This window comes from Nocardia sp. Tas62D01 (assembly GCF_055232035.1).
The window spans coordinates 5,926,299-5,951,504 of record NZ_JBUYUZ010000001.1 but is presented as its reverse complement, the minus strand read 5'-3'; the positions used below and the strand labels follow the sequence as shown (position 1 = coordinate 5,951,504).

22 protein-coding genes are annotated in these 25,206 nt (G+C 66.9%); 8 read left to right on the top strand and 14 right to left on the bottom strand.

The window, feature by feature from the left end:
* Position 1: 1 nt before the first annotated feature.
* The 3 genes from yaaA (at position 2) to ACV7NQ_RS28265 (ending at position 3,105) form a co-directional block, all read left to right on the top strand.
* On the top strand, positions 2-745 hold the full coding sequence (yaaA, locus tag ACV7NQ_RS28275) for a peroxide stress protein YaaA (protein ID WP_463362396.1): 744 nt from the start codon (positions 2-4) through the stop codon (positions 743-745).
* Positions 746-1,081: 336 nt separating this feature from the next.
* Positions 1,082-2,572, top strand: coding sequence for a CoA-acylating methylmalonate-semialdehyde dehydrogenase (locus ACV7NQ_RS28270; RefSeq protein WP_463362395.1), 1,491 nt, complete (start codon positions 1,082-1,084; stop codon positions 2,570-2,572).
* A gap of 119 nt (positions 2,573-2,691) precedes the next feature.
* The gene (locus tag ACV7NQ_RS28265) at positions 2,692-3,105 is read left to right on the top strand and encodes a PPOX class F420-dependent oxidoreductase (RefSeq protein WP_463362394.1); all 414 of its coding nucleotides are present in this window, start codon (positions 2,692-2,694) and stop codon (positions 3,103-3,105) included.
* 28 nt (positions 3,106-3,133) lie between these two features.
* Here ACV7NQ_RS28265 and ACV7NQ_RS28260 read toward each other — a convergent pair whose 3' ends face one another.
* The 3 genes from ACV7NQ_RS28260 to cobA all read right to left on the bottom strand — a co-directional run bounded on the left by ACV7NQ_RS28260 (position 3,134) and on the right by cobA (position 7,698).
* The gene (locus ACV7NQ_RS28260; protein WP_463365846.1) at positions 3,134-4,528 is read right to left on the bottom strand and encodes an MFS transporter; all 1,395 of its coding nucleotides are present in this window, start codon (positions 4,526-4,528) and stop codon (positions 3,134-3,136) included.
* A gap of 78 nt (positions 4,529-4,606) precedes the next feature.
* Positions 4,607-6,112, bottom strand: a complete 1,506-nt coding sequence (locus tag ACV7NQ_RS28255) for an MFS transporter (protein WP_463365845.1) — start codon at positions 6,110-6,112, stop codon at positions 4,607-4,609.
* Positions 6,113-6,423: 311 nt separating this feature from the next.
* The gene (cobA, locus tag ACV7NQ_RS28250) at positions 6,424-7,698 is read right to left on the bottom strand and encodes a uroporphyrinogen-III C-methyltransferase (protein ID WP_463362393.1); all 1,275 of its coding nucleotides are present in this window, start codon (positions 7,696-7,698) and stop codon (positions 6,424-6,426) included.
* Positions 7,699-8,342: 644 nt separating this feature from the next.
* Here cobA and ACV7NQ_RS28245 point away from each other — a divergent pair.
* From ACV7NQ_RS28245 to ACV7NQ_RS28230, 4 genes are all read left to right on the top strand, one after another.
* Positions 8,343-8,741 carry a nitroreductase family deazaflavin-dependent oxidoreductase gene (locus ACV7NQ_RS28245; RefSeq protein WP_463362392.1) on the top strand — a complete coding sequence of 133 codons (399 nt, stop codon included), beginning with the start codon at positions 8,343-8,345 and terminating at the stop codon, positions 8,739-8,741.
* A gap of 204 nt (positions 8,742-8,945) precedes the next feature.
* The gene (locus ACV7NQ_RS28240) at positions 8,946-9,509 is read left to right on the top strand and encodes a recombinase family protein (RefSeq protein ID WP_463362391.1); all 564 of its coding nucleotides are present in this window, start codon (positions 8,946-8,948) and stop codon (positions 9,507-9,509) included.
* A gap of 237 nt (positions 9,510-9,746) precedes the next feature.
* Positions 9,747-10,877, top strand: a complete 1,131-nt coding sequence (locus ACV7NQ_RS28235) for a phosphotransferase family protein (protein ID WP_463362390.1) — start codon at positions 9,747-9,749, stop codon at positions 10,875-10,877.
* Positions 10,878-10,888: 11 nt separating this feature from the next.
* A complete protein-coding gene (locus tag ACV7NQ_RS28230; protein WP_463362389.1) occupies positions 10,889-11,986 on the top strand; it encodes a hypothetical protein in 1,098 nt (365 codons plus the stop codon).
* A gap of 108 nt (positions 11,987-12,094) precedes the next feature.
* Here ACV7NQ_RS28230 and ACV7NQ_RS28225 read toward each other — a convergent pair whose 3' ends face one another.
* The 7 genes from ACV7NQ_RS28225 to mqo form a co-directional block, all read right to left on the bottom strand.
* Complete coding sequence (locus tag ACV7NQ_RS28225) at positions 12,095-12,487, bottom strand: VOC family protein (RefSeq protein WP_463365844.1); 393 nt, start codon at positions 12,485-12,487, stop codon at positions 12,095-12,097.
* Between the two features lie 76 nt (positions 12,488-12,563).
* A complete protein-coding gene (locus ACV7NQ_RS28220) occupies positions 12,564-13,007 on the bottom strand; it encodes a cobalamin biosynthesis protein (RefSeq protein WP_463362388.1) in 444 nt (147 codons plus the stop codon).
* Positions 12,994-14,400: a cobyrinate a,c-diamide synthase gene (locus ACV7NQ_RS28215; protein WP_463362387.1), complete on the bottom strand. Its 1,407-nt coding sequence runs from the start codon at positions 14,398-14,400 to the stop codon at positions 12,994-12,996. The genes ACV7NQ_RS28220 and ACV7NQ_RS28215 overlap by 14 nt, the downstream gene beginning before the upstream one ends.
* 193 nt (positions 14,401-14,593) lie before the next feature.
* Positions 14,594-15,208, bottom strand: a complete 615-nt coding sequence (cobO, locus tag ACV7NQ_RS28210; RefSeq protein ID WP_463362386.1) for a cob(I)yrinic acid a,c-diamide adenosyltransferase — start codon at positions 15,206-15,208, stop codon at positions 14,594-14,596.
* Between the two features lie 238 nt (positions 15,209-15,446).
* Positions 15,447-17,480 carry a magnesium chelatase subunit D family protein gene (locus ACV7NQ_RS28205; protein ID WP_463362385.1) on the bottom strand — a complete coding sequence of 678 codons (2,034 nt, stop codon included), beginning with the start codon at positions 17,478-17,480 and terminating at the stop codon, positions 15,447-15,449.
* A 405-nt stretch (positions 17,481-17,885) separates the two neighbouring features.
* The gene (locus ACV7NQ_RS28200; protein WP_463362384.1) at positions 17,886-18,335 is read right to left on the bottom strand and encodes a GNAT family N-acetyltransferase; all 450 of its coding nucleotides are present in this window, start codon (positions 18,333-18,335) and stop codon (positions 17,886-17,888) included.
* A gap of 18 nt (positions 18,336-18,353) precedes the next feature.
* Entirely contained in the window at positions 18,354-19,868 is a 1,515-nt protein-coding gene (mqo, locus tag ACV7NQ_RS28195) for a malate dehydrogenase (quinone) (protein ID WP_463362383.1), read from the bottom strand.
* 284 nt (positions 19,869-20,152) lie between these two features.
* Here mqo and ACV7NQ_RS28190 point away from each other — a divergent pair, with 284 nt between their 5' ends.
* Positions 20,153-21,187: an alpha/beta hydrolase gene (locus ACV7NQ_RS28190; protein ID WP_463362382.1), complete on the top strand. Its 1,035-nt coding sequence runs from the start codon at positions 20,153-20,155 to the stop codon at positions 21,185-21,187.
* On the opposite strand, the gene ACV7NQ_RS28185 is transcribed toward ACV7NQ_RS28190, so the two are convergent.
* The 4 genes from ACV7NQ_RS28185 to ACV7NQ_RS28170 form a co-directional block, all read right to left on the bottom strand.
* Positions 21,167-21,730, bottom strand: a complete 564-nt coding sequence (locus ACV7NQ_RS28185; protein ID WP_463362381.1) for an alpha/beta hydrolase — start codon at positions 21,728-21,730, stop codon at positions 21,167-21,169. The genes ACV7NQ_RS28190 and ACV7NQ_RS28185 overlap by 21 nt on opposite strands.
* Positions 21,731-21,848: 118 nt before the next feature.
* Positions 21,849-23,387 (bottom strand): cobyric acid synthase, encoded by a 1,539-nt coding sequence (locus ACV7NQ_RS28180; protein ID WP_463362380.1) that lies wholly within the window; start codon positions 23,385-23,387, stop codon positions 21,849-21,851.
* Positions 23,388-23,712: 325 nt separating this feature from the next.
* A complete protein-coding gene (gene map / locus ACV7NQ_RS28175; RefSeq protein WP_463362379.1) occupies positions 23,713-24,576 on the bottom strand; it encodes a type I methionyl aminopeptidase in 864 nt (287 codons plus the stop codon).
* Between the two features lie 308 nt (positions 24,577-24,884).
* Positions 24,885-25,202 carry a fatty acid desaturase family protein gene (locus ACV7NQ_RS28170; RefSeq protein WP_463362378.1) on the bottom strand — a complete coding sequence of 106 codons (318 nt, stop codon included), beginning with the start codon at positions 25,200-25,202 and terminating at the stop codon, positions 24,885-24,887.
* Between the last annotated feature and the right edge of the window lie 4 nt (positions 25,203-25,206).

Sequence of the window (25,206 nt, the reverse complement as noted above, 5' to 3'; positions counted from 1 at the left end):
CGTGCTGGTGCTGCTGCCTCCCTCCGAAACCAAGTCCGACGGCGGTTCCGACGCGCCCCTGGAGCTGGAGTCGCTGGCGATGCCGCAGCTCACACCGGTGCGCGACCGGTTGATCGACGAGGTGGTCAAGCTCGCCGCCGACCCCGCCGCCTCGCGCACCGCGCTCGGGCTCGGCAAGGGGGCTGACGCCGAGATCGCCCGCAATGCGACCCTGCGCACCTCCCCTATCCGGCCCGCCCTGGAGCGCTACACCGGTGTCCTCTACGACGCCCTCGACGCCCGCTCCTTCACCAAGGCCCAGCGCGCCAAGGCCAATGCCCGCCTCGCCATCGGCTCCGCGCTGTTCGGTGCGGTCCGCGCCACCGACCCCATCCCGGCCTACCGCCTGTCCGGCGGCTCGAAACTGCCCGGCCTGCCCACCCTTTCCGCCGTCTGGCGCGATACCCTCCCCGACGCCCTGCACGCCGAGGCCGCGGGCGAGCTGGTCATCGACCTCCGCTCGGGTACCTACCAGCAGTTGGGTCGGGTTCCCGACGCCATCACCGCCAACGTCCTCACCGAACACCCCGACGGCTCCCGAACCGTGGTCAGCCACTTCAACAAACACCACAAGGGCCTGCTGGCCCGCGCCCTGATCCTCACCCGCGCCGACCCCACCGACATCCGCGCCGTCGCTCGCATCGCAACCAAGTCCGGCCTGAAGACCGAAATCGCCTCCCCCACTGAGCTATTGATTCTCACCTGAGGCGATCACCTCGCCGCCGACATACGGTGCCGCAGTGGGTTTCTACGACTGCCGGTGCGGTCGAGGCAACCGGGTGCGTGGCGATGTGCGACCTCCATCGCTGGGTGTGCGGCGACGGCCACCACGGTCCCAGCCCTCGGGCAGCAGTCGCGAGGTGGTCTATCCGGCAGAGTACGACCACAACCCCATATCTCGGACACCCGCCGGAATCCGGCAAAGCATGAGTAGAGCCATCACTACCCGCGCATCCTGGATCCTGGCGGTGCCGGGCTGACGGCAGATCGTCACAGCGACGCACCGCACCACACCGACGCTCACGGATCGAATCGAGGAAACATGCAGACAATCGCGCACTGGGTCGACGGCAAGGGCTTCGCCGGAGCTAGCGGTGCGACGGCGCCAGTGACGAATCCGGCGACCGGCGTGGTGACCGGGCAGGTGGCGTTGGCGCGTGTCGAGGACGTTCGGGCCGCGATCGATTCGGCGGCGGCGGCATTCCCCGCGTGGCGCGAAGCCTCGCTGGCGCGCCGCACGCAGGTGCTGTTCCGCTTCCGTGAACTGCTCAACGAGCGCAAGGAAGAGCTGGCCCTGCTGATCACCGCCGAGCACGGCAAGGTGCTCTCCGATGCGCTCGGCGAGGTGACCCGCGGCCTGGAGATCGTCGAATTCGCCTGCGGTATACCGCATCTGGTAAAGGGCGGCTACACCGAGAACGCGTCGACGAAGGTGGACGTCTTCTCGATCCGCCAGCCCCTCGGCCCGGTGGCCATCATCTCGCCGTTCAATTTCCCCGCGATGGTGCCGATGTGGTTCTTCCCGATCGCGATCGCCGCCGGAAACACCGTGGTCCTCAAGCCGAGTGAGAAGGATCCGTCCTCGTCGCTCTGGATGGCCGAGCTGTGGCACGAAGCGGGCCTGCCCGCCGGGGTCTTCAACGTGCTGCAGGGCGACAAGGTCGCGGTCGACGAGTTGCTCGACAACCCGGGCATCAAGGCGGTCTCGTTCGTCGGCTCGACGCCCATCGCGAAGTACGTCTACCAGCGCGGCACGGCGAACGGCAAGCGTGTGCAGGCACTCGGCGGCGCCAAGAATCACATGCTGGTTCTGCCGGACGCGGACCTGGATCTGGCCGCCGACGCCGCCGTCAACGCGGGTTTCGGCTCCGCGGGTGAGCGCTGCATGGCGATCAGCGTGGTGCTCGCGGTCGGCACGGTCGGCGACGAGTTGGTCGCCAAGATCGCCGAACGCGCTCGGACCATCAAGACCGGTGACGGCACCCGCAACACCGACATGGGTCCGCTGGTGACCCGCGAGCACCGCGATCGGGTCGCCGGTTACATCGATGCGGGCGAATCCGCCGGAGCCACCGTCGTTCTCGATGGGCGCGGCATCCAGGCCGATGGCGAGTCGGACGGATTCTGGCTGGGGCCAACCATTCTCGACAATGTCGGCACCGAGATGAGCGTCTACACCGACGAGATCTTCGGCCCGGTCCTCTCGGTCGTCCGCATCGACAGCTACGAGGACGGGCTCGCGCTGATCAACTCGAACCCCTACGGCAACGGCACCGCGATCTTCACCAACGACGGCGGCGCCGCCCGGCGCTTCCACAACGAGGCGGAGGTCGGCATGATCGGCATCAACGTGCCCATCCCGGTTCCCATGGCCTATTACAGCTTCGGTGGCTGGAAGAACTCGCTGTTCGGCGATTCGCACGCGCACGGCACCGACGGTGTGCACTTCTTCACCCGGGGCAAGGCCGTCACCAGCCGCTGGCTCGATCCCAGCCATGGCGGGCTGGAACTCGGGTTCCCCCAGAACAGGTAAGCAACCTATAGCGACGCAGGAGAATTGCCGATGACTCTCCCGAATGGATTGACGCGCGAAATCCCGCGCCACGCCGCAACGGTGGAATGATCCTGATCGGCACCGTGTTCCAGTTGGGCGTGACCTCTACAGCTGAGCTTTCCGATGAACTGAAGAAGTACTTGGACGAGTCGAAGGTGTTCGCGACCGCGGCGACGATCGGGCCGAGCGGGCAACCGCACCTGACCGTCATCTGGCTGGGGCGCGACGGCGACGACCTGCTGTTCTCCACGACGACCGACCGGCAGCAGGGCAAGAACCTCGCTCGCGACCCACGGATCACGGTGATGATCAATCCGCCGGACAACCCGTACGTGTACGCGGAGATTCGCGGCACGGCGACCCTCACGCCCGATCCCGACAAGGTGCTGCCGAACGAGCTGTCTCGCAAGTACTCCGGACTGCCCTACGTGGAGTTCAATCCCGCCTCCGTCAACGACGGACCGCGGGTGATCGTCCGCGTCACCCCGCACAAGGTCGCAGGCCGTCTGTGAATCCCCGACCGACCGACACCCGGCGGGCTCAGCCTTGCTGGGCCTCCTCCTGCGCGTGCTGGGCCTGGGTCACTTCGGCGGGTGTGTAGCGCAGCGTCAGCGCGATGATGCCGACGAGCATGGCTCCGATGGCCGCGACGAACAGCACCAGGGTGTAACCGTCGCCCAGTGCGTCGAGCTCGGCGGGCGTCATATCTGCTGGCGCGCCGGTGCGGCCGCCCAGTGCCAGCGTGCGCGAGGCCGCGACCGGGGCAAGCAGGCCGATCGCGATGGGCGTGCCCAGGTTCATGAACATCTGGCCGATCGCGGAGAGCGGGCCGACGTTATCGAGTGGCACCCCGACCAGCACACACAGCGGGATCGGCACGATCGCCATACCGATGCCGAAACCGATCACGACGAACAGCACGAGCAGAGTAGGCAGATACTGCACGCCGCGATCGAGGGTCGAGCCGAACCACAGCCCCGCGACCAGGATCGCCGCCCCCGCACTCAACAGCCACCGCGGTGCGACCATCATCGCCAGTTTCGACGACACCGCGGTACCGATACCGGCGCCGATGGTGAAAGGAATGAACGCCGCCCCGGCCACCAGCGGGCTGTACCCGACCACGTTCTGGATGAACAGACCCGCGAAGTAGGTCGTCGCCCCCAGCACACCGCTCGCCAGGATGATCGCGCCGAACGTCGCGACCCGATCGCGGTGGTCGAACAGCGACCACGGCAGCAACGGGTTGGTCACCCAGCGTTCGGCGAACACGAAGACGATCAGCAACACCACACCGGCGACCGCCGAACCGATGATCCACGGGCTGCCCCACCCGAATTCGGGTCCTTCGGTGGCCGCGAACACGATGGCGGCACACGCGAGCGTGCCGAGCACCGCGCCGCGCACGTCCAAGGCAAGCCGCTGGTGGGTGGTGTCGCGCAACTCGTGCACGGCACCGAGGATGATCAACGCGCCGATCGGCACGTTGATCAGGAAGATCCAGCGCCAGCTCACCTCGGCCAGCGCACCACCGACCACCAGACCCCCGACCGATCCGATGGCCATCATCGATCCGAATATCGCGAACGCCTGATTACGCACCCGGCCTGGCGCAAAAGTACTGGCCACCAAGGCGAATGCGGTCGGAGCCGCGAGCGCGGCTCCGGTGCCCTGGATCGCTCGCGCCGCGATCATCATCGCCTCGCTCTGCGCGAGGCCGCACAGCAGCGAGGCGAGCGTGAACAGCGACACCCCGAGAACGAACATGCGCTTGCGGCCGAAAGAGTCACCGATCCGGCCGCCGAGCAGCATCAATCCGGCGAACGGCAGCCCATAGGCGGTGACCATCCAGGCACTGCCGGAGCTCGACAACCCCAGCTCGTCCTGTAGGCGCGGCAGCGCGAGGATGACCACGGTGCCGTCGAGCACCACCATCAGCTGCAGCCCGCTCAGCACGAGGATCGCCAACCCGAAGGCCCGCTGCGTCACTCGAGCTGCCTCGCCGCGGCGGGATTATCGGACACGGCTGTAAGGCACTGTAGGTAATGCCCCGGTGTCGGCTTGTTGCTGGGCTTCTTGTTGCGCGTGCTGCGCCTGGGCGAGCTGTTGCGGCGTGAACCGGAGCATGAGGGCGATCATTCCCGTCGCCACCGCGACGAGCGAGCAGACGGCAAGGACCAGCGTGTACCCACTGCCCAGCGCGGCGATCTCCGAGGCATTCATGTCCGCCGCCTTGCCGGTCCGACCGCCGAGCGACAGCGTGCGCGATGCCGCGATCGGAGTGAGCAGGCCGATGAAGACCGGCGTCGCGAGATTCATGAACATCTGCCCCACCGCAGCCAGTGGACCGATGTCCGAGGCAGGCACGCCGACGAGAACGCACAGCGGCCCGAGCACCATCGCCACGCCGACCCCGAAGCCCATCACGATCAACAACGGAAGCAGGGTCGACGCGTAGTGCACGGTGCCGTCGAGCTGTGAGCCGACAAGCAGCCCCGCGGCCAAGACGAAGGCCGATCCGCACAAAAGCCAGCGCGGCGCTATGAGCAGCGCCACTTTGGAGGCCAAGGCCCCGCCGATACCGATCCCGACGGTAAACGGAATCGACGCAACGCCCGCCACCAGCGGACCGTAGCCGAGCACGTTCTGCAGGAACTGCGCGACGAAGAAGGTCATCGCGCCCAGCACTCCACCGGCCAGGAAGATCAAGAGGAAGGTCGCGACGCGATCGCGGCTGTCGAACAGCGACCACGGCAGCAGCGGATTCTCGATCTGCCGTTCCACGACCACGAAGATGATCAGCAGCACGACACCGCCGATCAGCGCGCCGATGATGGCCGGGTTGGACCAGCCCATTTCCGGTCCCTCGGTCGCGCCGAACACGATGGCGGCACAGGCTACGGTGCCGAGCACGGCGCCGCGCACATCGAGCGAGAAGCGGTGGTGCTCGGTGTCCGCGAGCTGGTACATCGCACCCAGGATGATCAGCACACCGATCGGCACATTGATGAGGAAGATCCACCGCCAGGACAACTGGGTCAGCGCACCGCCGACCACCAGACCGCCGACGGACCCGATACCGACCATGGAGCCGACGATCGCTATCGCCTGATTGCGCGCCCTGCCTGGCGCAAAAGTTGTTGCCACCAGCGCGAATGCCGTCGGAGCCGCGATCGCCGCACCCGCGCCCTGCACGGCGCGCGCCGCGATCAGCATGGCTTCGTTCTGCGCGAGCCCGCACAGCAGCGAGGCGCAGGTGAACAGGCCGACGCCGAGCATCAGCATCCATTTGCGACCGAACGCGTCACCGAGCCTGCCGCCGAGCAGCATCAGTCCGGCGAAGGTGAGACCGTAGGAGGTCACCGTCCACGCAGCGCCCGCGCTGGACATCCCCATCTCCTGCTGCAACCGCGGCAGGGCGAAGATCACCACCGTGCCGTCGAGCACAACCATCAGCTGCAGCCCGCTCAGCACTAGGATCGCGAGCCCGAAGGCCCGCTGCGTCACCGGATACTGCATCGTCGCAGCGGGATAGTCGGGCACGGTCAGTCACTGTAATTGATTCAGTGATAGCCGCCCGGGCCGACGGTGCCTCGATCCACCCCATCACAGCGGAACAGACTACGGGTTGTGACACCGAGGCAACGCTTCGGCGGGCCTGCGTCGATCAGCCGAATCGGCTTGCGGCCGAGCGCGATGCGCGGTGCAACCGCCACCGGGTGCGCGAATATCGTCGATGCTCGACGTGGCGCTCGACCTCGTGGAATCGACTCGATGCGGCGACCGGTCAACCTGGTCGGCGCCGCCGGGACGGGCATGCGGGACCGTACCTATCCAGCAGTCGACTCGGCTTGCGGCATTTCGGGATTCGCGGAGAATCCGGCGGTCGGGCCGATCACCACGATCGCGGGTGGTCGGATGCCTTCGTCTCGGACCCGTGCGGCGACCGTGCCCAGGTCGGCACGCAGCACGCGCTGGGTGCGCAGAGTGCCCTCCTGAATGACGGTCGCGGGAGTGTCGGCGGCGCGTCCACCCTCGATCAGCACGGTCGCGAACTGTTCGATCCGTTCGACGGCCATCATCAGCACGATCGTGCCGCGCAACCGGGCCAGCGCGGGCCAGTCGACCAGCGAATCCGGATGGTCCGGCGCGACGTGACCGCTCACCACCACGAATTCGTGGGTGACGCCGCGGTGGGTCACCGGGATGCCCGCGGCCGCAGGCACGGAGATGGGGCTGGTGACGCCCGGCACCACGGTGACCGGGATCCCGGCCGCCACGCAGGCCTCGACCTCTTCGAAGCCGCGACCGAATACATACGGGTCGCCGCCCTTGAGCCGCACCACGAACTTGCCCGCCTTGACGCCCTCGACGAGCGCGGTATTGATCGCCTCCTGCGCCATGGCACGTCCGTACGGGATCTTCGCCGCGTCGATCACCTCGACGTCGGGTCCGAGTTCGGCCAGCAACTCGGGCGGCGCCAGGCGGTCGGCGACCACGAGATTCGCCCGCGCCAGCAGGCGCCGTCCGCGCACGGTGATCAGATCCGGGTCGCCGGGACCGCCGCCGACCAGCGCGACGCCCGGGGTGATCGGCGTCGAATCATCGGTCACCACACCGGATTGCATCGCCTCGAGCAGCGCGTTGCGCACCGCGGCCGAGCGTCGATGCTGCCCGCTCGCCAGCACACCGAGGGTGAGCCCGTCGTATCGTGCGGTCGCGGGAGTGACGGCGGTGCCGAGTCGGGCCACGTCGGCGCGCACGCAGAAAATCCGGAGCCGGGTGGCCTCCTCGACCACGGCCGCATTGGTCTCGGATTCGTCGGTGCAGGCGATCGCGTACCACGCGCCGCCCAAGTCGCCATCCGCATACGCCCGCAGCGTGACCGTGATCTGTCCCGACGTAGCCATCCCCTCGACCGCCGGGGTGACCTCACGGCTGACCACATGCACCTCCGCGCCGGAGGCGATCAGCAACCCGAGCCGCCGCTGCGCCACCGTTCCGCCACCGACTACCACCACACGGCGACCGTTCAGATCGAGCCCGACCAGGTAGTTAGGGTCGCCCGCAAGCTGGTCATCGGTGGAGTCAGACGTGTTCGGCACAGTGTTCAAGCCTAAGGCCTGGCACGGCGACCCCGGCAATCGCCCGGTGGCCGTCATCGAAAAGCCGCATAGCCCGCAGGCCCCGGCCGGACCTCCGTGAGCATGGACTGAGCTGCCAGCGCGTCGGAATTCTCGGTCGCAGATGCGGGAGCGACGGGAATGTCGTGGCTCGCGGCGTAAATCGTGGAATCACCGCCGGTCGGGACGGCCACGATGATGGCGAGATCTTGTCGACTCGTGACCATCTCGTCGTGCCCGGCGTCAACCTCGGCGGTACATGCGTCTGATCGGCGCACCACGTTCCTATTCTCGGCCGATCTCCGCGTCGGTGCAGTGCCGTAACAGGCCCTCGATCATCGCCGCCACCTCCGAGCTGGAGCAGGCACATGGGGTCCAGTGACGTGAAAGTCGCGCTTAGCGGTGTCTGCCTTGGTCGGCCGGTCGGTATCACTACCGCGGCCCCGCCGACCCGGCCGGCGGGGGCGTCCACATCGTTCTCCTCTGGCCAGGGCGGCTGCGTCGGCCCCTTGCCTTCGATGACGGACAGGCGGACGCTCGAGTTCATGGCCAAGCCGTATCGAGCACGGTGGGGCGTAAGGGCGTCCAACGCGTGGATGCGGACCGTGATACGCGCTGGATTGCCGATGTGGACGTTCCGTGTCCTCACGGTGCCCGGACGGCGCACCGGCCGCGCGATCGAGACGCCGCTGGCAGTGTTCGAACAAGACGACCGGCGATACCTGGTGGCGTCCTACGGAACGGTGAACTGGGTGCGCAACCTGCGTGCGGCACAAGGTAGGGCGGCGCTGCGCCACGGCAAACACGTCGAGACCGTGACGGCCGTGGAGTTGTCCACCGATCAGGCGGCCAGGGTGTTCCGCGCGTCGCTGGTGTCGGGGCCGCCACGCGTTCCGAAACCCATTGTGGTGCTGTATCGTCACTTCTTCGTGCTGCCCTACCTGGATGTGGGTATGGACTCATCGCCGCAGCAATTCCTCGACAACGCCCGCACCCATCCGGTTTTCGAAATCGTGTCGGCCTGACTCCGGTGCGGCGACTTCTGTGTCGTCAAATGGGGACTGGTGTGGGTATCGCCTGGTCAGAGGGCGTATCTGGGGTACACCCCAGCGCTACACGCATGACCGATCCAAGTTTCGTCAAGATAGAGTCTATTCTCTAATTTCTTGACACTTGCCTGCCTGATTCTTAAACTTCAAACTGACACATCGGGTTCAGGAGGGGCTATCATGCGCGTCGGCTATATCAGGGTCGGCACGGTCGATCGGAACACCGTCCGTCAGCTCGACGGGATCGACGTCGAACGTACCTTCACCGACAAGGCATCCGGGAAAGACACCGCACGCCCGCAGCTGGACGAGCTGGTCGCGTACATCCGCGACGGCGATGAGGTGATCGTGCAGTCGATGGACCGGCTCGCCCGCAACCTCGACGACCTGAGGCGGCTGGTGCGCACGCTGACCGGCAAGGGCGTGCGGGTGGAGTTCGTCAAGGAGAACCTGGCCTTCACCGGCGAGGACTCACCGATGGCGAACCTGCTGCTGAGCGTGATGGGTGCCTTCGCGGAATTCGAGCGCGCGCTGATTCTGGAACGCCAGCGCGAGGGCATCGCGGCGGCCAAGGCCCGCGGCGCATACACCGGCCGCAAACCCGCCCTCACCACCGAGCAGGCCAAGCAGCTGCGCGACCGCGCGACCGGCGGGGAGTCAAAAGCCGCGCTGGCCAAGGAGTTCGGCGTCAGCCGCGAAACCGTCTACAGCTACCTGCGGGCCCCCGACACCACCACGGCCTGACCTTCGTCAGCTGCCGACAAGGTCAAGATGCTTCGGATACCCGCGCGGCACCATGTGCCGATACGACTCTGATAGTCAGTGGGGCGCTCTCGTGCATCGACACGGTGAAGATGCCGGTGAACACGAAGAATATCTGCGGGAATGTCACGCAGAATGCCCCGAAGTAGACGAAGATGGTCGTTCTAAACTAGAACGCGTTACATTCTGGCCGAGCTTCATGGCGCAGGAGGATAGAAGATGGCCGACGACCTCGATCCCACCCAGCGGCGACAGATGACGATCAGCGAGCGCGATCTCGATACTCTGGCCGAGGACCTGTCGCGGTGGCTGAATTCGAAGGTCTGCGCCGACCACCCGCCGCAGGTCTCGGGCCTGACCCGGCCGCAGTCCGGTGGGATGTCCAGCACGTCGGTGCTCTTCGATGCCGAATGGACCGTAGACGGGCGCAGCGACGGCGGGTCGTTCGTCGCACGGATGGCGCCGGAGGCCGAGGCGTTTCCGATATTCGAAACCTACGATCTGGCAACGCAGTACAACGTCATCGCCGGTGTCGCCGAGGCAACTGACGTACCGGTGCCCGCGCTGCGCTGGCTCGAGCTCGACGAGAAGGCACTCGGCACACCGTTTTTCGTGATGGATCGGGTCGAGGGCCGGGTGCCGACGGACAACCCGCCTTATGTGTTCGTCGGCTGGCTGTTCGACGCGAGCGCCGAAGAACGCGCCCGGCTTACCGCCAACACCGTCGAGGTCATCGCCAAGATCCACGCGATACCCGATGTGGCGGCACGATTCCCGATGCTGCACGGTCCGGGACATGCGCTACGCAGGCATGTCGATGCGCAGCGGGCCTGGTATCGCTGGGCGCTGGCCAACGACGGATTCCGGATCCCGATCATCGAGCGGACTTTCGACTGGCTCGACGCGCACTGGCCGACCGATCCCGGCCCCGACGTGCTCGCCTGGGGTGACGCCCGCCCTGGCAACATCATCTACCGCGAGTTCGAGCCGGCGGCGGTGTTGGACTGGGAGATGGCCGGGCTGGGCCCGCGCGAACTGGACATCGCCTGGGTCATCTTCATCCACCGGTTCTTCCAGGACGTCGCCACCCAATTCGACCAGCCCGGCCTCGCAGACTTCCTGCGCCGCGACGATGTGGTGGCGAAATACGAAGAGCTCACCGGATATACGGTGCGCGACCTCGATTTCTACATCGTCTACGCGGCGCTGCGGCACGCCATCGTGATGGCTCGGGTCAAGCGCCGGATGACCCATTTCGGCGAGGACACCGACACCCCCGACCGCAATGACTACGTGCTGCACCGAGCATTCCTGGAAGCGCTGCTCGACGGAACCTACGTGTGGGACTGAAAGGAAACGCCGTGCCCATCCCCTTGGATGAATATCCGATCCATCAGACACCGTTGTCGCTGGCGCGGGTCGCCAGCGGCGACCGGAACTTCTACGACAGAAGCTATTTCAACGCCCACGACCGCGACGGCGGCACCTTCCTGGTCACCGGTTTCGGCGTGTATCCGAACCTCGGGGTGGTCGACGCCTACGCCGCCGTCCGCCGCGGTGACACTCAGCGATCGGTCCGCTTCTCCGACGCGTTGGCCGAGCGCAGCCTGGACCTGAAGGTCGGCGGCTACCGCATCGAGGTGCTCGAACCGCTGCAGCGGCTGCGGGTGATCTGCGAACACGACGACCTCGGCTTCGACCTCACCTGGAACGGCGCCTTCCCCACCGTGCAGGAACAGCCGCACCTGATCCTCAACGGCAATCGGCCGATCATCGAGGCGTCCCGCTTCGCGCAGGTGGGGACCTGGGAGGGGACGCTGCACGTCGACGGGACCGACTTCACGATCGACCCGGCCGTGTGGACCGGCAGCAGGGACCGTTCCTGGGGTATTCGCCCGGTCGGTGAGACCGAGCCCGCCGGTCGCGCGGCCAGCGAACCGTCCGGCGGCTTCTGGTGGCTGTACATGCCGTTGCGTTTCGACGATTTCGCGATCGTGATCATCGTGCAGGAGGAGCCCGACGGCAAGCGCACCCTCAACGATGCCGTCCGCATCTGGCCCGACGGGCGCACCGAGCAGCTGGGCTGGCCCAGCATACACATCGAATACCGTTCCGGCACAAGGCATCCAGTGTCGGCACGGATCGAACTCAGCACGCCGGACGGCAAACCGCTCGAGGTCGAGGTGCACACCGGCACCAACGTGACGCTGCACGTCGGCTGCGGCTACGGCGGCGATCCCGATTGGCAGCATGGCCAGTGGAAGGGCCGCGACTGGATCTCCTCGAGCCACTACGACCTCACCGACCCGGCCATCGCCGCCCGCGTGCCCTACGGCGTCATCGACCACGTCGGCCACGCCCGCTGCGGCGACGCCGAAGGCTGGGGCCTGTTCGAACACGCCAGCATCGGCCGCCACGACCCGACCGGATTCGCCGACTGGGGGTCGGTGTCGCCGTAGCGGGTCTACACCGCCGAATCCGCCGCCCCTCCGAAGACGCCTTGGCCATGCTCGGCAGCATCACCGCACCGGACTCCACCCGCCACAACCCTTCGCCCCGTATGGGTTTCAGCTCTCGGGTCGAGCCAGGTCGGGACGCTTGACGTAGTCGGTAAGCCCGATCACATTCCCCCAAGGATCGGCGACCTCGACACTCCACCCGGTACCCACCTCGAAAGGGGCACCGAGCAATTCGACTCCGAACCTTTCCAGTTCCGCTGCCGCGTCCCGCGCGTCGGGCACCTCCAACCACAGCCGCATCCCGGATAGTCCGCCCTCACCCGCACGCGGATCCGTCCGCGCCATGACCCCGGCCATCTCACCACCGACATCGAACACCACGATCCCTTGCTCCGGCAGCGTGAACTTCACCCCCAGCCCCAGCATGCCCTCGTAAAATTCCACCGCGGCCGTCAGGTTACCGACCGGAACCAGCACGTTGTCGATACCTCGGATCTCCATCACGCCATGAAACCACGCCGATGCCGCTCACATCGGAGCTGTCGTTGAATGGCCCACGCGCGCCGCCCAGGGCGGATCAGGTTGTGGGCGAGGCGGATTCCGGTCCGGACCTAGAACGCGCAGCAGATCGAGCTGCGGGCGAGGCGAATTCGGCGTGGGGGGCGCAGAGTGCGGCCGCGATGACGATGCCATCGATGGTGCGCTTGGGGATCGCGAGCGGACCGTGGGCCGCCAGCATCGCGGCGGCCTCGGCGACACTTGCGGTGCCGAGTGCGGATCGGGTGCGCGAAGACGGGTTGGGGACGGGCACGCAGGCAAGATCGGCGGCGGTGTAAGCGCGGACCGGAACGGCCAGATGGGTAGCGGCGGCTCGGAGGCCGGGTTCGTCGGCTCGGCGGTCTACGGTTGCGAGGCAGCAGATGGGATTGTCGCCCAGCGCTTCCCGGATAGCGGCCAGGATTCGGCCGGCCGAGTTGCCGGGTCGCAGGCCGACGCCGACGGCGAACTCAGGTGGTGGCACGGGTGCGGGCGTAGTCGGCGGCCGCAGCGACGAAACGACCGATGGCTTTCGGGTTTCCGGCCGGGTGAGTGTGCAGGTAGGAGGCGTGCACGCGGTGGATGAGCGCGCCTTCGCGAACCCGCTCGCCGCCGACATGCCAACCCCAGGCCGGAGTGTCGGTGCCGGTGGTGACCAGTCGGGTCCGGTGGAACTCGTGTCCACGTACCCGCTCCCCCGCTCGCCACAGCGGGGAATCGGTGAGCGCCACCGCGTCTCGATAGCCGAGGGTAAGTCGCGGACCGAACTCCGCCACGGTATCGACCACTCCGGCCATCGAGTGGCCATCCAACGATCGGGTGAGATACAGCAGCCCAGCGCATTCGGCGTGTACAGGCATCCCGCGCCGAGCTTGTTCAGCCACCCGGCCCAGCAGCCGAGTGTTGGCCGCCAGTTCCGCAGCATGCTCTTCCGGGAACCCGCCGGGCAGCACCAGACCTGCTGTACCAGTGGGAAGTTCGTCGCGTATCGGGTCGAAAACAACCACCTGTGCGCCCGCGGCGATCAACAGTTCGCGATGTTCGGCGTACCCGAAGGTGAACGCAGGCCCGCCGGCCATAGCGATCATGGGTGCGAACCCCGTTGCGACAGGCAGTACGTCGGCATCCGTCACCCGCACCTCCACCCTGGGATCCCATACCGGGCCGGACACGGTCGAGTGGGCGAGAGCGGCGATGGCGCGCAAATCGACATGCGCGGCAACGAGATCCGTCATCGCCTCGACTGCGGCGGTTGCGGCGCCACCGTGTTCGACGGCGGGAATGAGGCCGAGGTGGCGGGAGGGGACTTCCAGCTCAGCCATGCGCGGCAGCGATCCGAGGACAGGCAGACCGACTCGGTCGCAGGCGGCGCGCAACACCTGGTCGTGGCGCTCACTGCCGACACGGTTCAGGATCACGCCGCCGAGCCGGATGGCGCTGTCGAAGGTGGCGAATCCGTGCAGCAGCGCGGCCAGGCTTTGACTGTGCCCGCGCGCATCAACCACCAAAATGACTGGCGCGCCAAGCAATCCGGCAACCTGGGCGGTGGATCCCTCGGCAATCGGCCCGGACTGATTCTCATTGATGCGACCGTCGAAAAGCCCCATCACGCCCTCGACCACCGCAAGATCACAGTCCTGCGCACCGTGCCGATACAGCGGCACCACACGTTCGATGCCGACGAGCACGGGATCGAGGTTGCGCCCCGGCCGCCCGGCGGCCAGCCCGTGATACCCGGGATCGATATAGTCCGGCCCAACCTTGAACGGCGCCACCCGATGCCCCGCCAGCCGCAACGCCCCGATTAACCCGGTCGCCAACGTCGTCTTCCCACTCCCCGAGGCCGGCGCCGCAATCACCACCGCAGGAACGCTCACAGCACCCGCCCCCCTTCTGGCAACCCGCACCCATTCCGAGCCCCTGCCAGGAGCGCGGCTCCGCAGAAGACCCACGAACTTGCCACGGTGGCCTTCCCGGATGCGATCACGCCTAACAGTTGCGCGAGTGGGACATGGCGGAGAAGGCCACTCGCTGTTTGCCGCAGCCAGGTGCCGTTCGGCGCGGCGACGATCACCATTCGATGCCGCGCTGGCCTTTGCGGCCTGTGTCCATAGGGTGCTTGACCTTGGTCATTTCGGTGATGAGGTCGGCGGCGTCGAGGAGGGCTGGGGGGGCTTCGCGGCCGGTGATGACCACGTGCTGGTTGCCGGGGCGGTTGCGCAGGGTTTCGACCACCTCGTCGATGTCGACCCAGCCCCACTTAAGCGGGTAGGTGAATTCGTCCAGGACGTAGAAGCGGTGCTGTTCGGCCTGCAGCCTACGGGCAATCTCCTGCCAACCGGCCAGAGCAGCGGCCGCGTGGTCCTCGTCGCTGCCCTGTTTGCGGGTCCACGACCAACCTTCGCCCATCTTGTGCCATTCGACCGGGCCGCCGGCGCCGGTCTCCTCGTGCAGCTTGCCGAGGGTGCGAAAAGCGGCCTCCTCGCCCACCTTCCACTTGGCGCTCTTCACAAACTGGAAGACCGCCACATCGAAGCCCTGATTCCAGGCGCGCAACGCCATCCCGAACGCCGCGGTCGACTTGCCCTTGCCCGGCCCGGTGTGCACCGCGAGCACGGGCTGATTCCGGCGCTGCCGCGTGGTCAGCCCGTCGTCGGGGACGGTCTCCGGCACACCTCTAGGCATTGCTGTTCCTCTCTGATACTTCGTTCGCCCGGCCTGCATGGACAGTTCTCGCCTGAATGCGCGGGGAGGGCGCGTAACTCATCGGAAGTGTCCGTTCAGATGGGGTCACGCGGGCGGGCACTCTGGGCGGCGTTCGGCGCTGGGCACCGACTTCGCTGGTCCCGTTGTGCCCGGACACTATTCGCCCGAAAGCGCAGGGAGCACGCATTGGCGATCGAAAGTGTCCGCTGGGGCCGACTCATGCGGCGCGCTGCCCCGCGTTCGAACGACCAGCGCGTACGACATCAGCGACGGAGTCACCCGTCAGCTCACCTAGCCGCAGGTAGCCGGCGCGCAGGGCGCGGGCGAGGTCGGCGGCCAGGCCGAGGCGGATCATGCCGCGCTCGCAGTCGACCACGATCGATGTGATGGCTTCATGTGCCAGCATGCCCGCGGCGGTCCTGGCGCGAAGAACCGGATCGGTACCACCTGTGGCGCGGCCGTCGGTGAGCAGTACGAGCATCGGTCGGCGGCGCGGGTCGCGCACCCGCTCCCGGTGCACTACCTCGCGGGCCTTCAAAAGCCCCGCGGCGAGCGGGGTTTTACCGCCGGTCCGCATGCCGGAGAGGCGGCGCACCGCGATGTCGACCGAGGATGTGGGCGGCAGGACGAGTTCCGCGTCCTGGCCGCGCACGGTGATCACGGCGACCTTGTCGCGGCGCTGGTAGGCGTCGCGCAGCAGGGCGACCACGGCGCCGGTAACGGCGGAGAGCCGGTCCCTGGCCGCCATCGATCCGGAGGCATCGACCACGAAGATGACCAGATTGCCTTCGCGCCCTTCGCGATACGCGCCGCGCAGGTCGTCGGCGGCCAGCACGAGTGGGCCGTCGGAGCGGCCTCGGGAGCGCTGATGCGGTGCGGCGGCGAAGACGGTACCGAGCAGGTGCAGTCCGCCGGAGGTGTCGGTGCTCGAGCGGACCGTACGGCCCTGCCTGGTCTGGGCGCGGGAACGGCGACCCGCCGCGCCCTCACCGACGCCGGGGACTTCCCAGCGCGGCGGTGTCACCGAAGACGAAGCGGGAGACCCGGTTCGGCCTTCGCGAGCGGACGGCGACTGCCCGCCGCCGGGGCCGCCGTTCGGGGAGTCGGGGCCGTCCGGACCACCGTCGGGTCCGTCATTCGGGGAATCACCGTTGTTCGGGCCGAGATCCGGATTGTCGTCACGCCTCCGGTCGACATCTGAGTTGTCGGAGTCGCCCGCCCCGGATGGAGGCTGAGCATTCTGCGACTCACCCGATCCGAATTCTTCACGCTCCGTGGCGTTTTCGTCGCCATGTTGCTGATCCGAGGCCCGTGCTGCTTCCGCACCGGCATCCCGCATCGCGTCGTCGAGCTGCTCTTCACTGATGCCGGGCTCGTCGAAGGGATCGCGGCGGCGGCGGTGCGGCACCGCGAGTTCGGCGGCTACCCGCACATCTTGTTCGCTCACGGCGTCGGCGCCACGCCAGGCGGCATGCGCGGTCGCGGTCCTGGCCACCACCAGGTCGGCGCGCATCCCGTCCACGTCGAAAGACGCACAGAGCGCGGCGATTCGGCGCAGCTCGACATTGTCGAGTACGACCTGGGCGACGCGGTCGCGAGCAGTGAGGATTCGCTCGGCGACCTCCCGATCAGAGGAGGCATAGCGAGACCCGAACCCCGCTGGATCCGCCTCGTAGTCCAGTCGACGCCGCACCACGGCCATCCGCACGTCCACGTCACGCGAGGCGACGACATCGACCGTGAGCCCGAACCGGTCCAGCAACTGCGGACGCAGCTCGCCCTCCTCCGGGTTCATGGTGCCCACCAGCACGAACCGCGCGGGATGCGAATGCGAGACGCCGTCGCGTTCGATGTGCACCCGCCCCATCGCTGCCGCGTCGAGCAGCACGTCTACCAGATGGTCGTGCAGCAGATTCACCTCATCGACGTAGAGCACGCCGTGATGGGCCGCGGCCAGTAGCCCCGGCCGGAACGCCTGTTCCCCGTCGCGCAGCACCCGCTCCAGATCGAGTGAACCGACCACCCGGTCTTCCGTGGCGCCGACGGGCAGTTCCACCAGCTTCGCGGGCCGCGCACCGGTCTCGTCCACGACCGGCGGCAGCAACTGCGCGAGCGCCCGCACCACAGTCGATTTCGCGGTGCCCTTCTCCCCACGCACCAGCACCCCGCCGATCCCCGGATGCACCGCGCATAGAATCAGCGCCAGCTGCAATTGCTCCTGCCCCACCACCGCCGAGAACGGAAATCTCACCTCGCCGTCCGCCTGCGAACGCGAACCGGTCAACGAATCGGCTGATCGTGCAGTTTCGGCATGGGACAAAGACACGCCCTGACTCTATTCGCGCCACCCCCACCCCTCACGAGCGCCCTCTCCCCACCACCACACCCGCCGAGCGGTACATAGCTGCGGCAAACGTCGAGTAGTGCTCCCCACCATGTACCACTCGGCCATTGGTTCGGCCTGGTCGCCGCGCTGGGGCGGCAATCGGGTGACGACGACATAGGGTTTGGCCCGGCGCAACCGCGGTCGCCGGGCACCTGCCGTCGTTGCACACCCCCGCAACGAGCGAACTCGAGGTTCCCAAAGCACCGCACCCGCATCAGAAATCTGGTGCGGGTGCGTACACAGCGAGTGGGATCAGCCCCTGCTCGGGACTCAGCCCCTGCGCATGGGCAGGTGCATGATGCCGTCGTCGTCGAACTCGTCGCCGTCGGGCTTGAAACCGTGCTTGGTGTACATGTCCATCAGGTAGGTCTGCGCGTTCAGGCGCACGGTGGCGGAACCGACCTCGGCGAGGGCGGCCTGCAGCAAGCGGGTGGTGTAGCCGTGACCGCGGGCGGGGACCGCGGTGCACAGGCGTCCGATGCGGAAGGATTTCACGCCGTCGTCGTGCTCCTCGCTCAAACGTAACGTCGAGATGACCTCACCTTCGTCGTCGAGCCAGAAGTGTCGGGTCTCCGGCAGCAAGTCCAGCCCGTCCAGTTCCGGGTAGGCGCACTTCTGCTCGACGACAAAGACTTCGACGCGAAGTTTCAAGAGCTGATAAAGAGTGGCGGTGTCGAGATCCTGCGCCCATGACCGTTTGAGTGCAACCGTTGACATCATCGAGTTTTGGTACCACACCTACGCCGTCGGCGCGACCACCTTGTCCTTTGGCGTGTTGTCCGACACAGGCGTGAGGTTCAGCGTCTTGGACGTCCAATCCCACACTTCCTGATACAGCGCCTTGTTCTCCGAGAGCCTTACGCCCAGTGAGGGGACCATTTCCTGGAGCTTCGGCGTCCAGTCGGCGTACTTGCGCGGGAAGCACCGCTGCAGCACATCGATCATGGCGCTGACACCAGTCGACGCGCCCGGCGACGCGCCGAGCAGACCGGCGATGGTGCCGTCCTCGGCCGCGATCACGGCGGTGCCGAACTCGAGCACACCGCCCGCGCCCTTGCGCCGGATCACCTGCACGCGCTGACCCGCTGTGATCAGCTCCCAGTCGCGTGCCTCGGCCCGCGGGATGAACTCCGAGAGCGTGTACACCTTGCCCGCCTCGGACTTCAGCAGCTCACTGATCAGGTACTTGGTCAGCCCCAACTCGGTGACGGCGACACCGAGCAGGGAGAAGATGTTGTTCGGCTTGACCGACTTGAACAGATCGATGTTCGAACCGTCCTTGAGGAACTTCGGCGTCCACCCGGCGTACGGGCCGAACAGCAGGCCCGGCTGTCCCTTGATGATGCGAGTGTCCAAGTGCGGCACCGACATCGGCGGCGCGCCGACAGCGGCCTTGCCGTAGACCTTGGCCGCGTGCTGCCGGATCAGGTCAAGGTTGGTGCAGCGGAAGAACTGACCGCTGACCGGGAAGCCGCCGTATCCCTTGGCCTCCCTGATGCCCGCCTTCTGCAGCAGCGGCAGTGCGCCGCCACCGGCGCCGACGAACACGAATTTGCTGACCAGCGTGCGGGTTTGGCGGGTGCGCAGGTTGCGGACCTTCACCAGCCACGAGCCGTCGGCCTGCTTGGTCAGATCGCGGACCTCGTGACCGAAGGCCAGATCGACGCCTGCCGAACCCAGGTAGGCAAGCAATTCGGTGGTGAGCGAACCGAAGTCGATGTCGGTGCCCGCGTCGGACCAGTTCAGTGCGACCGGATCGGAGAAGTCACGGCCCTTGGCCATCAGCGGAAGCCGACGGGTGAACTCGCCCGGGCTGTCGATGTACTCCATGCCCTCGAACAGCGGGTGCCGCGACAGCGCCTCGTAGCGCTTGCGCAGGTAGTGGACGTTGTCGGCGCCGTGCACGAAGCTGACGTGCGGGATGGGGTTGATGAAGGCGGAAGGATCGCCGAGCAGACCGTTCTCCACGCCATAGGACCAGAACTGGCGCGAGACCTGGAATCGCTCGTTGATGTCGATGGCCTTGCTGATGTCGACCGAGCCGTCAGGGTTCTGCGGGCTGTAGTTCAACTCACACAGCGCCGAGTGTCCGGTGCCCGCGTTGTTCCACGGGTCGCTGCTCTCCGGCGCGGCGGCGTCGAGCCGCTCGAAGAGGGAGATCGACCAGTCCGGCTGCAACTGACGAATCAGCGCACCGAGAGTGGCACTCATGATGCCGGCACCGATGAGTACCACATCGGTCTTTTCAGTCATGGCAGCGTTCGGCACGGGTAGATCGACTTCCTTGTCACTTCTGTGGCTTTCCACCGGCATGGTGGCCTGCCTGGGCACGGGCGCTATGTGTTTTTTGCGAGCCTGGCGTGACTCGGCGGAGAGAAGGTTACCCGCCGTTCACCTATGCCAATTGTGCGCCTCACCGCTCCGGTCAACCGTAACGAACCTACCGAATGTGACATAGATTCCTTCCGGGTTCGATCGTCGATCCGCGGCGGACGTCACCTAGATTGGAGGTCGTGACGAACGAAAACTCGCTAGGCGTGTCAGACATCACGACCGGCGAGCAGTGGCATCCGGACGTGCTCGGCGCGGGCTATGAGCAGCGCACACTGCCGCTCGGCCCCGATCCCGACGGCGAAGGGGACGCCGTGGCCACGCTGGTCCGGTACACCCCCGATTCCGGCGCCGCCGCCACCGAACCCGCGGTGCTCTACGTGCACGGCTTCACCGATTACTTCTTCCAGCAGCATCTGGCCGAGCACTTCGCGGGCCGAGGGCATCGCTTCTACGCACTGGATCTGCGCAAGTGCGGGCGCTCGCTGCGCGACGGCCAGACGCCGCACTACGTGACCGATCTGGCGCTCTACGACGACGAACTCAACGAGTCGCTGCGGATCGTGCGGGAGGAGACGGGCGGCGAGGTGCTGCTGGTCGCGCATTCCACCGGCGGGCTGATCGTGCCGCTGTGGCTGGACCGGCTCAACCGGGCGCAGGGTACCGTCGCGTCCGGCATCACCGGCCTGGTGCTTAACAGCCCCTGGTTCGACCTGCAGGGGCCCTCCTACTACCGGACCATCGGTACCCCGGTGATCAAGACGCTCGGCCGGTTCCGCTCGATGATCGAGCTACGGGGCGGGAAGATCAGCTCCTACGGCGACAGCCTGCATCACAGCGTGGCGGGCGAATGGGACTACAACCTGGATTGGAAACCGCTGGAGGGCTTCCCGGTCCGCTTCGGCTGGCTGCGCGCCATCCGCAACGGGCACGCGCGGCTGCAGGCGGGTCTCAATATCGGGATCCCCACGTTGATCCTGCGTTCTCGGATCACCAAGTTCGCGCGCACGTACGGCCCGGCCGTCGACGTGGCGGACGCGGTGCTCGATGTCCGGCAGATCCAACGGTGGTCGGGTTGCATTGGCGATCGCACCAATATCGTCCCCATCGACGGCGCGCGGCACGACGTGTTCCTGTCCTCGGCCGAACCGTTGGCGCAGGCGTTCAGCGAACTCGACAGCTGGCTGGATTGGCTGGCGGTCTACCTGCGCAAGTCCGGGTCACCACAGGCTGGTGCGTAGCACGATCTCGGTGGCCAGCTCGTGGTCGGCCTCGGTCGCCACGTTGTCGACATCGATCTCCACCACCCGGAATTCGCCGTAGACGTAACGCCCGGAGGCATCGGCGACCGCGCGCGGCAGATTCTTGGTGACCAGTATGGTCGCGGGCAGTTCGACCGGTCGGCAGGTCGCATCGGCGACCTTGCCGTCCGCACCTGGCGCGGCGGGATGACCGCGGTCGGCGACCACGAGGCTGATGAACCGGCCGAAACCGCTCGCGCACAGCTGCCAGGCCAGTTCCGCGCCCGCGCCGCGTCCGGCGACGTTGACCCACGGCACGCCGAGCTCGTCGAGAATGGCGTGCACACCCGCGGTATCCAGGTCCGATACCGATTCCACCGCGATCGTCCGCAAGTCCGAAGTGTGCAGTCGGGCACATACCTGGTCGTACACGTCGACGGGATCACCCGCGTCGGGCAATAGCAGCACGCTGTGCCGAGACTCGGGCCCGTCTACCCGCACAGTCCAAGCCCGGTCACCGACCGTGATCCGCCGAGATTTCATGCCGGAAGACGGTACACGGCTTGGTTGAACACAACCGCGTGTCCAATTGCCGCGAGTCAGCGAACGAGCCGTAATCCAGGGTTTTTCGCGGCGGCCGCTGCCGAAGGTGACGGCGTTATCACACTCGGCCTCCTGCGGGAGTGGCGGCGGCGACAGTGGGGAGGCCCACCGGTGCGCCATCGGCGATCAGACGCTCGATGTGTCCGATGTCGAGGTTGTGCTCGATCAGATCGGCGAGCAGGTCGAGTTGGGTCGATCGGAGGTCGGCGACGGAAGTATTCTCGGCGCTGGTGAAACCGGTGCGTCCAGCGCGTTCGGCGACCTCACCAAGCCAGGCGCGACGAAACTCGTCGGATTCCAGCAAGCCGTGCAGGTGCGTGCCCCAGACCGCGCCGCGGACGCTGCCCTCCAGCGCACCGCCCAGCTCGAGCCAGGGCGAATCGCCGCTGCGAACGACCTGGCCGTGATGAATCTCGTAGCCGTGCACCGGGATACCGAGCTCGACGCTGTGCCCGGTGGTGCGTCGCAGCACCTTCGGGTCGGCGAATTCGATCTCCAGATCGAGCAGGCCGAGTCCATCGACGGTGCCCGCGTCGGATTCGACCCGGTCGACGATGCTCCCGCTCAGCATCTGATAGCCGCCGCAGATGCCGAGGATCGGACCGCCCGCGGCCGCGCGATTGCGCAGCGCGTCGGCAATGCCGGTGCGCCGCAACCACTCCAGATCGGAGACGGTCGCTTTGCTGCCGGGCAGCACCACCAGGTCGACGCCTGCCAGCCGGGAGGGGTCGCTCACCCAGCGCACCGCGACCCCCGGCTCGCATGCCAGGGCCTCTACGTCGGTGGAATTGGAGATGCGCGGCAGCCGGATGGCGGCGACGGTCAGCCATTCGGTGCCGACGGGCGGTTGGGACCGGCCGACCGGTGCGTCGGCGACGGTGCCGAGCGAGTCCTCCGCATCGATCCAGAGGTCCTCGGAGTACGGAATCACGCCAAGTGTCGGGCGGCCGGTGAGTTCGGTGAGTCGGTCCAGGCCCGGTCGAAGCAATTCGACATCACCGCGGAACTTGTTGATCACGAACCCCGAAATCAGTTGCTGGTCTTCGGGTTCCAGTACCGCGACGGTGCCGAAAAGGTGCGCGAGCACGCCGCCGCGATCGATATCGCCGACCACAAGCACCGGCAGCTGCCCCGCCTGCGCCAGCCCCATGTTCGCCAGATCCGTTGCACGCAGGTTGATCTCGGCGGGCGAACCGGCCCCTTCACAGATCACCACATCGAATTCCGCACGCAGCGAGGCGAGTTCGGCGGCAATCACCTCCCGCAGCTGCCGGCGATGCCGGAAGTAGTCGCGCGCCCCGACGGTGCCGACTGCCTTACCGCGCACCACCAGCTGGGAACGCCGGTCACTGCCCGGTTTGAGCAGCACCGGATTGAATCGCACGCTCGGGTGCAGCCCACACGCCTGCGCCTGCAACGCCTGCGCCCGTCCGATCTCGCCGCCGTCGAGCGTGACGACGGAGTTGTTGGACATGTTCTGCGCCTTGAACGGCGCGACCCGCACCCCACGCCGTGCCAGCATTCGGCAAAGTCCCGCTACGACAACACTTTTCCCCGCATCGGAGGTTGTTCCCGCGACGAGCAGCGCTCCCTTCACCGGGTCGCGACCAAGACTTCCCCGCCCACGCCTCGGCTTTCGCCGGAACGACAGAGCGGGGCGTTCGGGGTCAACCGATCAGCCGCGCGGATCACGGCAGGGTAAGGACTTCCACGCCGGTTTCGGTGACGACCCAACGGCGCAAGCCTCGAACTGCGCGGTCCAGCACTCACGGCAGGGTAAGGACTTCCACGCCGGTTTCGGTGACGACCCAACGGCGCAAGCCTCGAACTGCGCGGTCCAGCACTCACGGCAGGGTAAGGACTTCCACGCCGGTTTCGGTGACGACCCAACGGCGCAAGCCTCGAACTGCGCGGTCCAGCACTCACGGCAGGGTAAGGACTTCCACGCCGGTTTCGGTGACGACCAGAGTGTGCTCGAACTGCGCGGTCCACTTGCGGTCCTTGGTGATCACCGTCCAGCTGTCGTCCCAGATCTCGTAGTCGACGCCGCCGAGGTTGATCATCGGTTCGATGGTGAAGGTCATGCCGGGTTCGATGATGGACTCGATGGCGGGCTGGTCGTAGTGCAGGATCACCAGGCCGCTGTGGAAGGTGGGGCCGACGCCGTGGCCGGTGAAGTCGCGCACCACTCCGTAGCCGAATCGATTGGCGTAGGACTCGATCACTCGCCCGATCACATTGAGCGCACGACCGGGGCGGACCGCCTTGATGGCGCGGGTGGTGGCCTCCTCGGTGCGCTCGACCAGCAGCCGAACCTCGTCGTCCACATCACCGGCGAGGAAGGTCTTGTTGGTGTCACCGTGTACCCCGTGGATGTAGGCGGTGACGTCGATATTCACGATGTCGCCGTCCTCGATCACCGTCGAGTCCGGGATCCCGTGGCAGATAACCTCGTTCAGCGAGGTGCAGCAGGACTTCGGAAAACCCTTGTACCCCAGCGTCGACGGGTACGCCCCGTGATCGCACATGTACTCGTGCGCGATCCGATCCAATTCGTCGGTGGTGACGCCGGGCGCGACGGCCTTGCCCGCCTCTTCCAGCGCCTGCGCCGCGATCTTGCCCGCGATCCGCATCTTCTCGATCGTCTCCGCCGTCTGCACCCAGGGCTCATTGCCCTCGTTGACGGTCTTCTTCCACGCATACTCCGGACGCTCGATCGAGCGCGGGACTTCCCGAGTCGGCGAGAGGGTCCCGGGAACAAGCGGCTGGCGGGTACGCACTGACATGCGTATCAGACTATCCGCACCTTCCGTCGCGCACGCCGTGACGTCCATCGGCTGACGTGCCGATCTCCCCCGGATGCCCCGCACGCCTACCGCATCGAGCACCCCCTACACCGCCGACAGAATAGTCGCGGACCGTGGTCCAGCGTTCGACCTCGGTACGGCCGATGCTCGCCGAGCGCAGTCCCTTCCGACCCGCAGAAACGGGCCGGTGGCGACACCGGCACCGCGCTGCGGGCCGACTCAACCACCCCGGCGCCCAACTGCGGTTCACCGGACGCGTCGTCCGGTGAACAAGCAACGCCGTCGCCTCACCCGAGCCGCGGTCCAACTCCGCGATCCAAGCGTGGGGCTGCACCGAATGGCTGGTCTGGCTGTGACCTTCTGTATGAAGACGCCCGGAGCGACAGCCGGAACACCTTCTTCCATGCGGAGGCGACTTGCTGGCCGAGCGAGCCGGTGGTGTAGGTCAGGTTGTACCGCTCGAAGAGGGCGCGCACCTGGGGTGTGATCTCCTCGTACCGGTTGCTCGGTAGGTCCGGAAACAGGTGGTGCTCGATCTGGAAGGAGAGGTTGCCGGTCATGCAGTGCATGAGCGGGCTGCCGCTGATGTTGGCGGAACCGAGCATCTGC

Excerpts from the sequence above, each read along its gene's own strand:
- ACV7NQ_RS28270 (WP_463362395.1), top strand. The coding sequence starts at position 1,082 with ATGCAGACAATCGCGCACTGGGTCGACGGCAAGGGCTTCGCCGGAGCT.
- ACV7NQ_RS28260 (WP_463365846.1), bottom strand. The coding sequence starts at position 4,528 with ATGGTGGTGCTCGACGGCACCGTGGTCATCCTCGCGCTGCCGCGCCTA.
- ACV7NQ_RS28255 (WP_463365845.1), bottom strand. The coding sequence starts at position 6,112 with ATGCAGTATCCGGTGACGCAGCGGGCCTTCGGGCTCGCGATCCTAGTG.
- ACV7NQ_RS28245 (WP_463362392.1), top strand. The coding sequence starts at position 8,343 with ATGTGGACGTTCCGTGTCCTCACGGTGCCCGGACGGCGCACCGGCCGC.
- ACV7NQ_RS28240 (WP_463362391.1), top strand. The coding sequence starts at position 8,946 with ATGCGCGTCGGCTATATCAGGGTCGGCACGGTCGATCGGAACACCGTC.
- ACV7NQ_RS28235 (WP_463362390.1), top strand. The coding sequence starts at position 9,747 with ATGGCCGACGACCTCGATCCCACCCAGCGGCGACAGATGACGATCAGC.
- ACV7NQ_RS28225 (WP_463365844.1), bottom strand. The coding sequence starts at position 12,487 with ATGGAGATCCGAGGTATCGACAACGTGCTGGTTCCGGTCGGTAACCTG.
- cobO (WP_463362386.1), bottom strand. The coding sequence starts at position 15,208 with ATGCCTAGAGGTGTGCCGGAGACCGTCCCCGACGACGGGCTGACCACG.
- ACV7NQ_RS28200 (WP_463362384.1), bottom strand. The coding sequence starts at position 18,335 with ATGATGTCAACGGTTGCACTCAAACGGTCATGGGCGCAGGATCTCGAC.
- mqo (WP_463362383.1), bottom strand. The coding sequence starts at position 19,868 with ATGACTGAAAAGACCGATGTGGTACTCATCGGTGCCGGCATCATGAGT.
- ACV7NQ_RS28185 (WP_463362381.1), bottom strand. The coding sequence starts at position 21,730 with ATGAAATCTCGGCGGATCACGGTCGGTGACCGGGCTTGGACTGTGCGG.
- map (WP_463362379.1), bottom strand. The coding sequence starts at position 24,576 with ATGTCAGTGCGTACCCGCCAGCCGCTTGTTCCCGGGACCCTCTCGCCG.
- ACV7NQ_RS28170 (WP_463362378.1), bottom strand. The coding sequence starts at position 25,202 with ATGCTCGGTTCCGCCAACATCAGCGGCAGCCCGCTCATGCACTGCATG.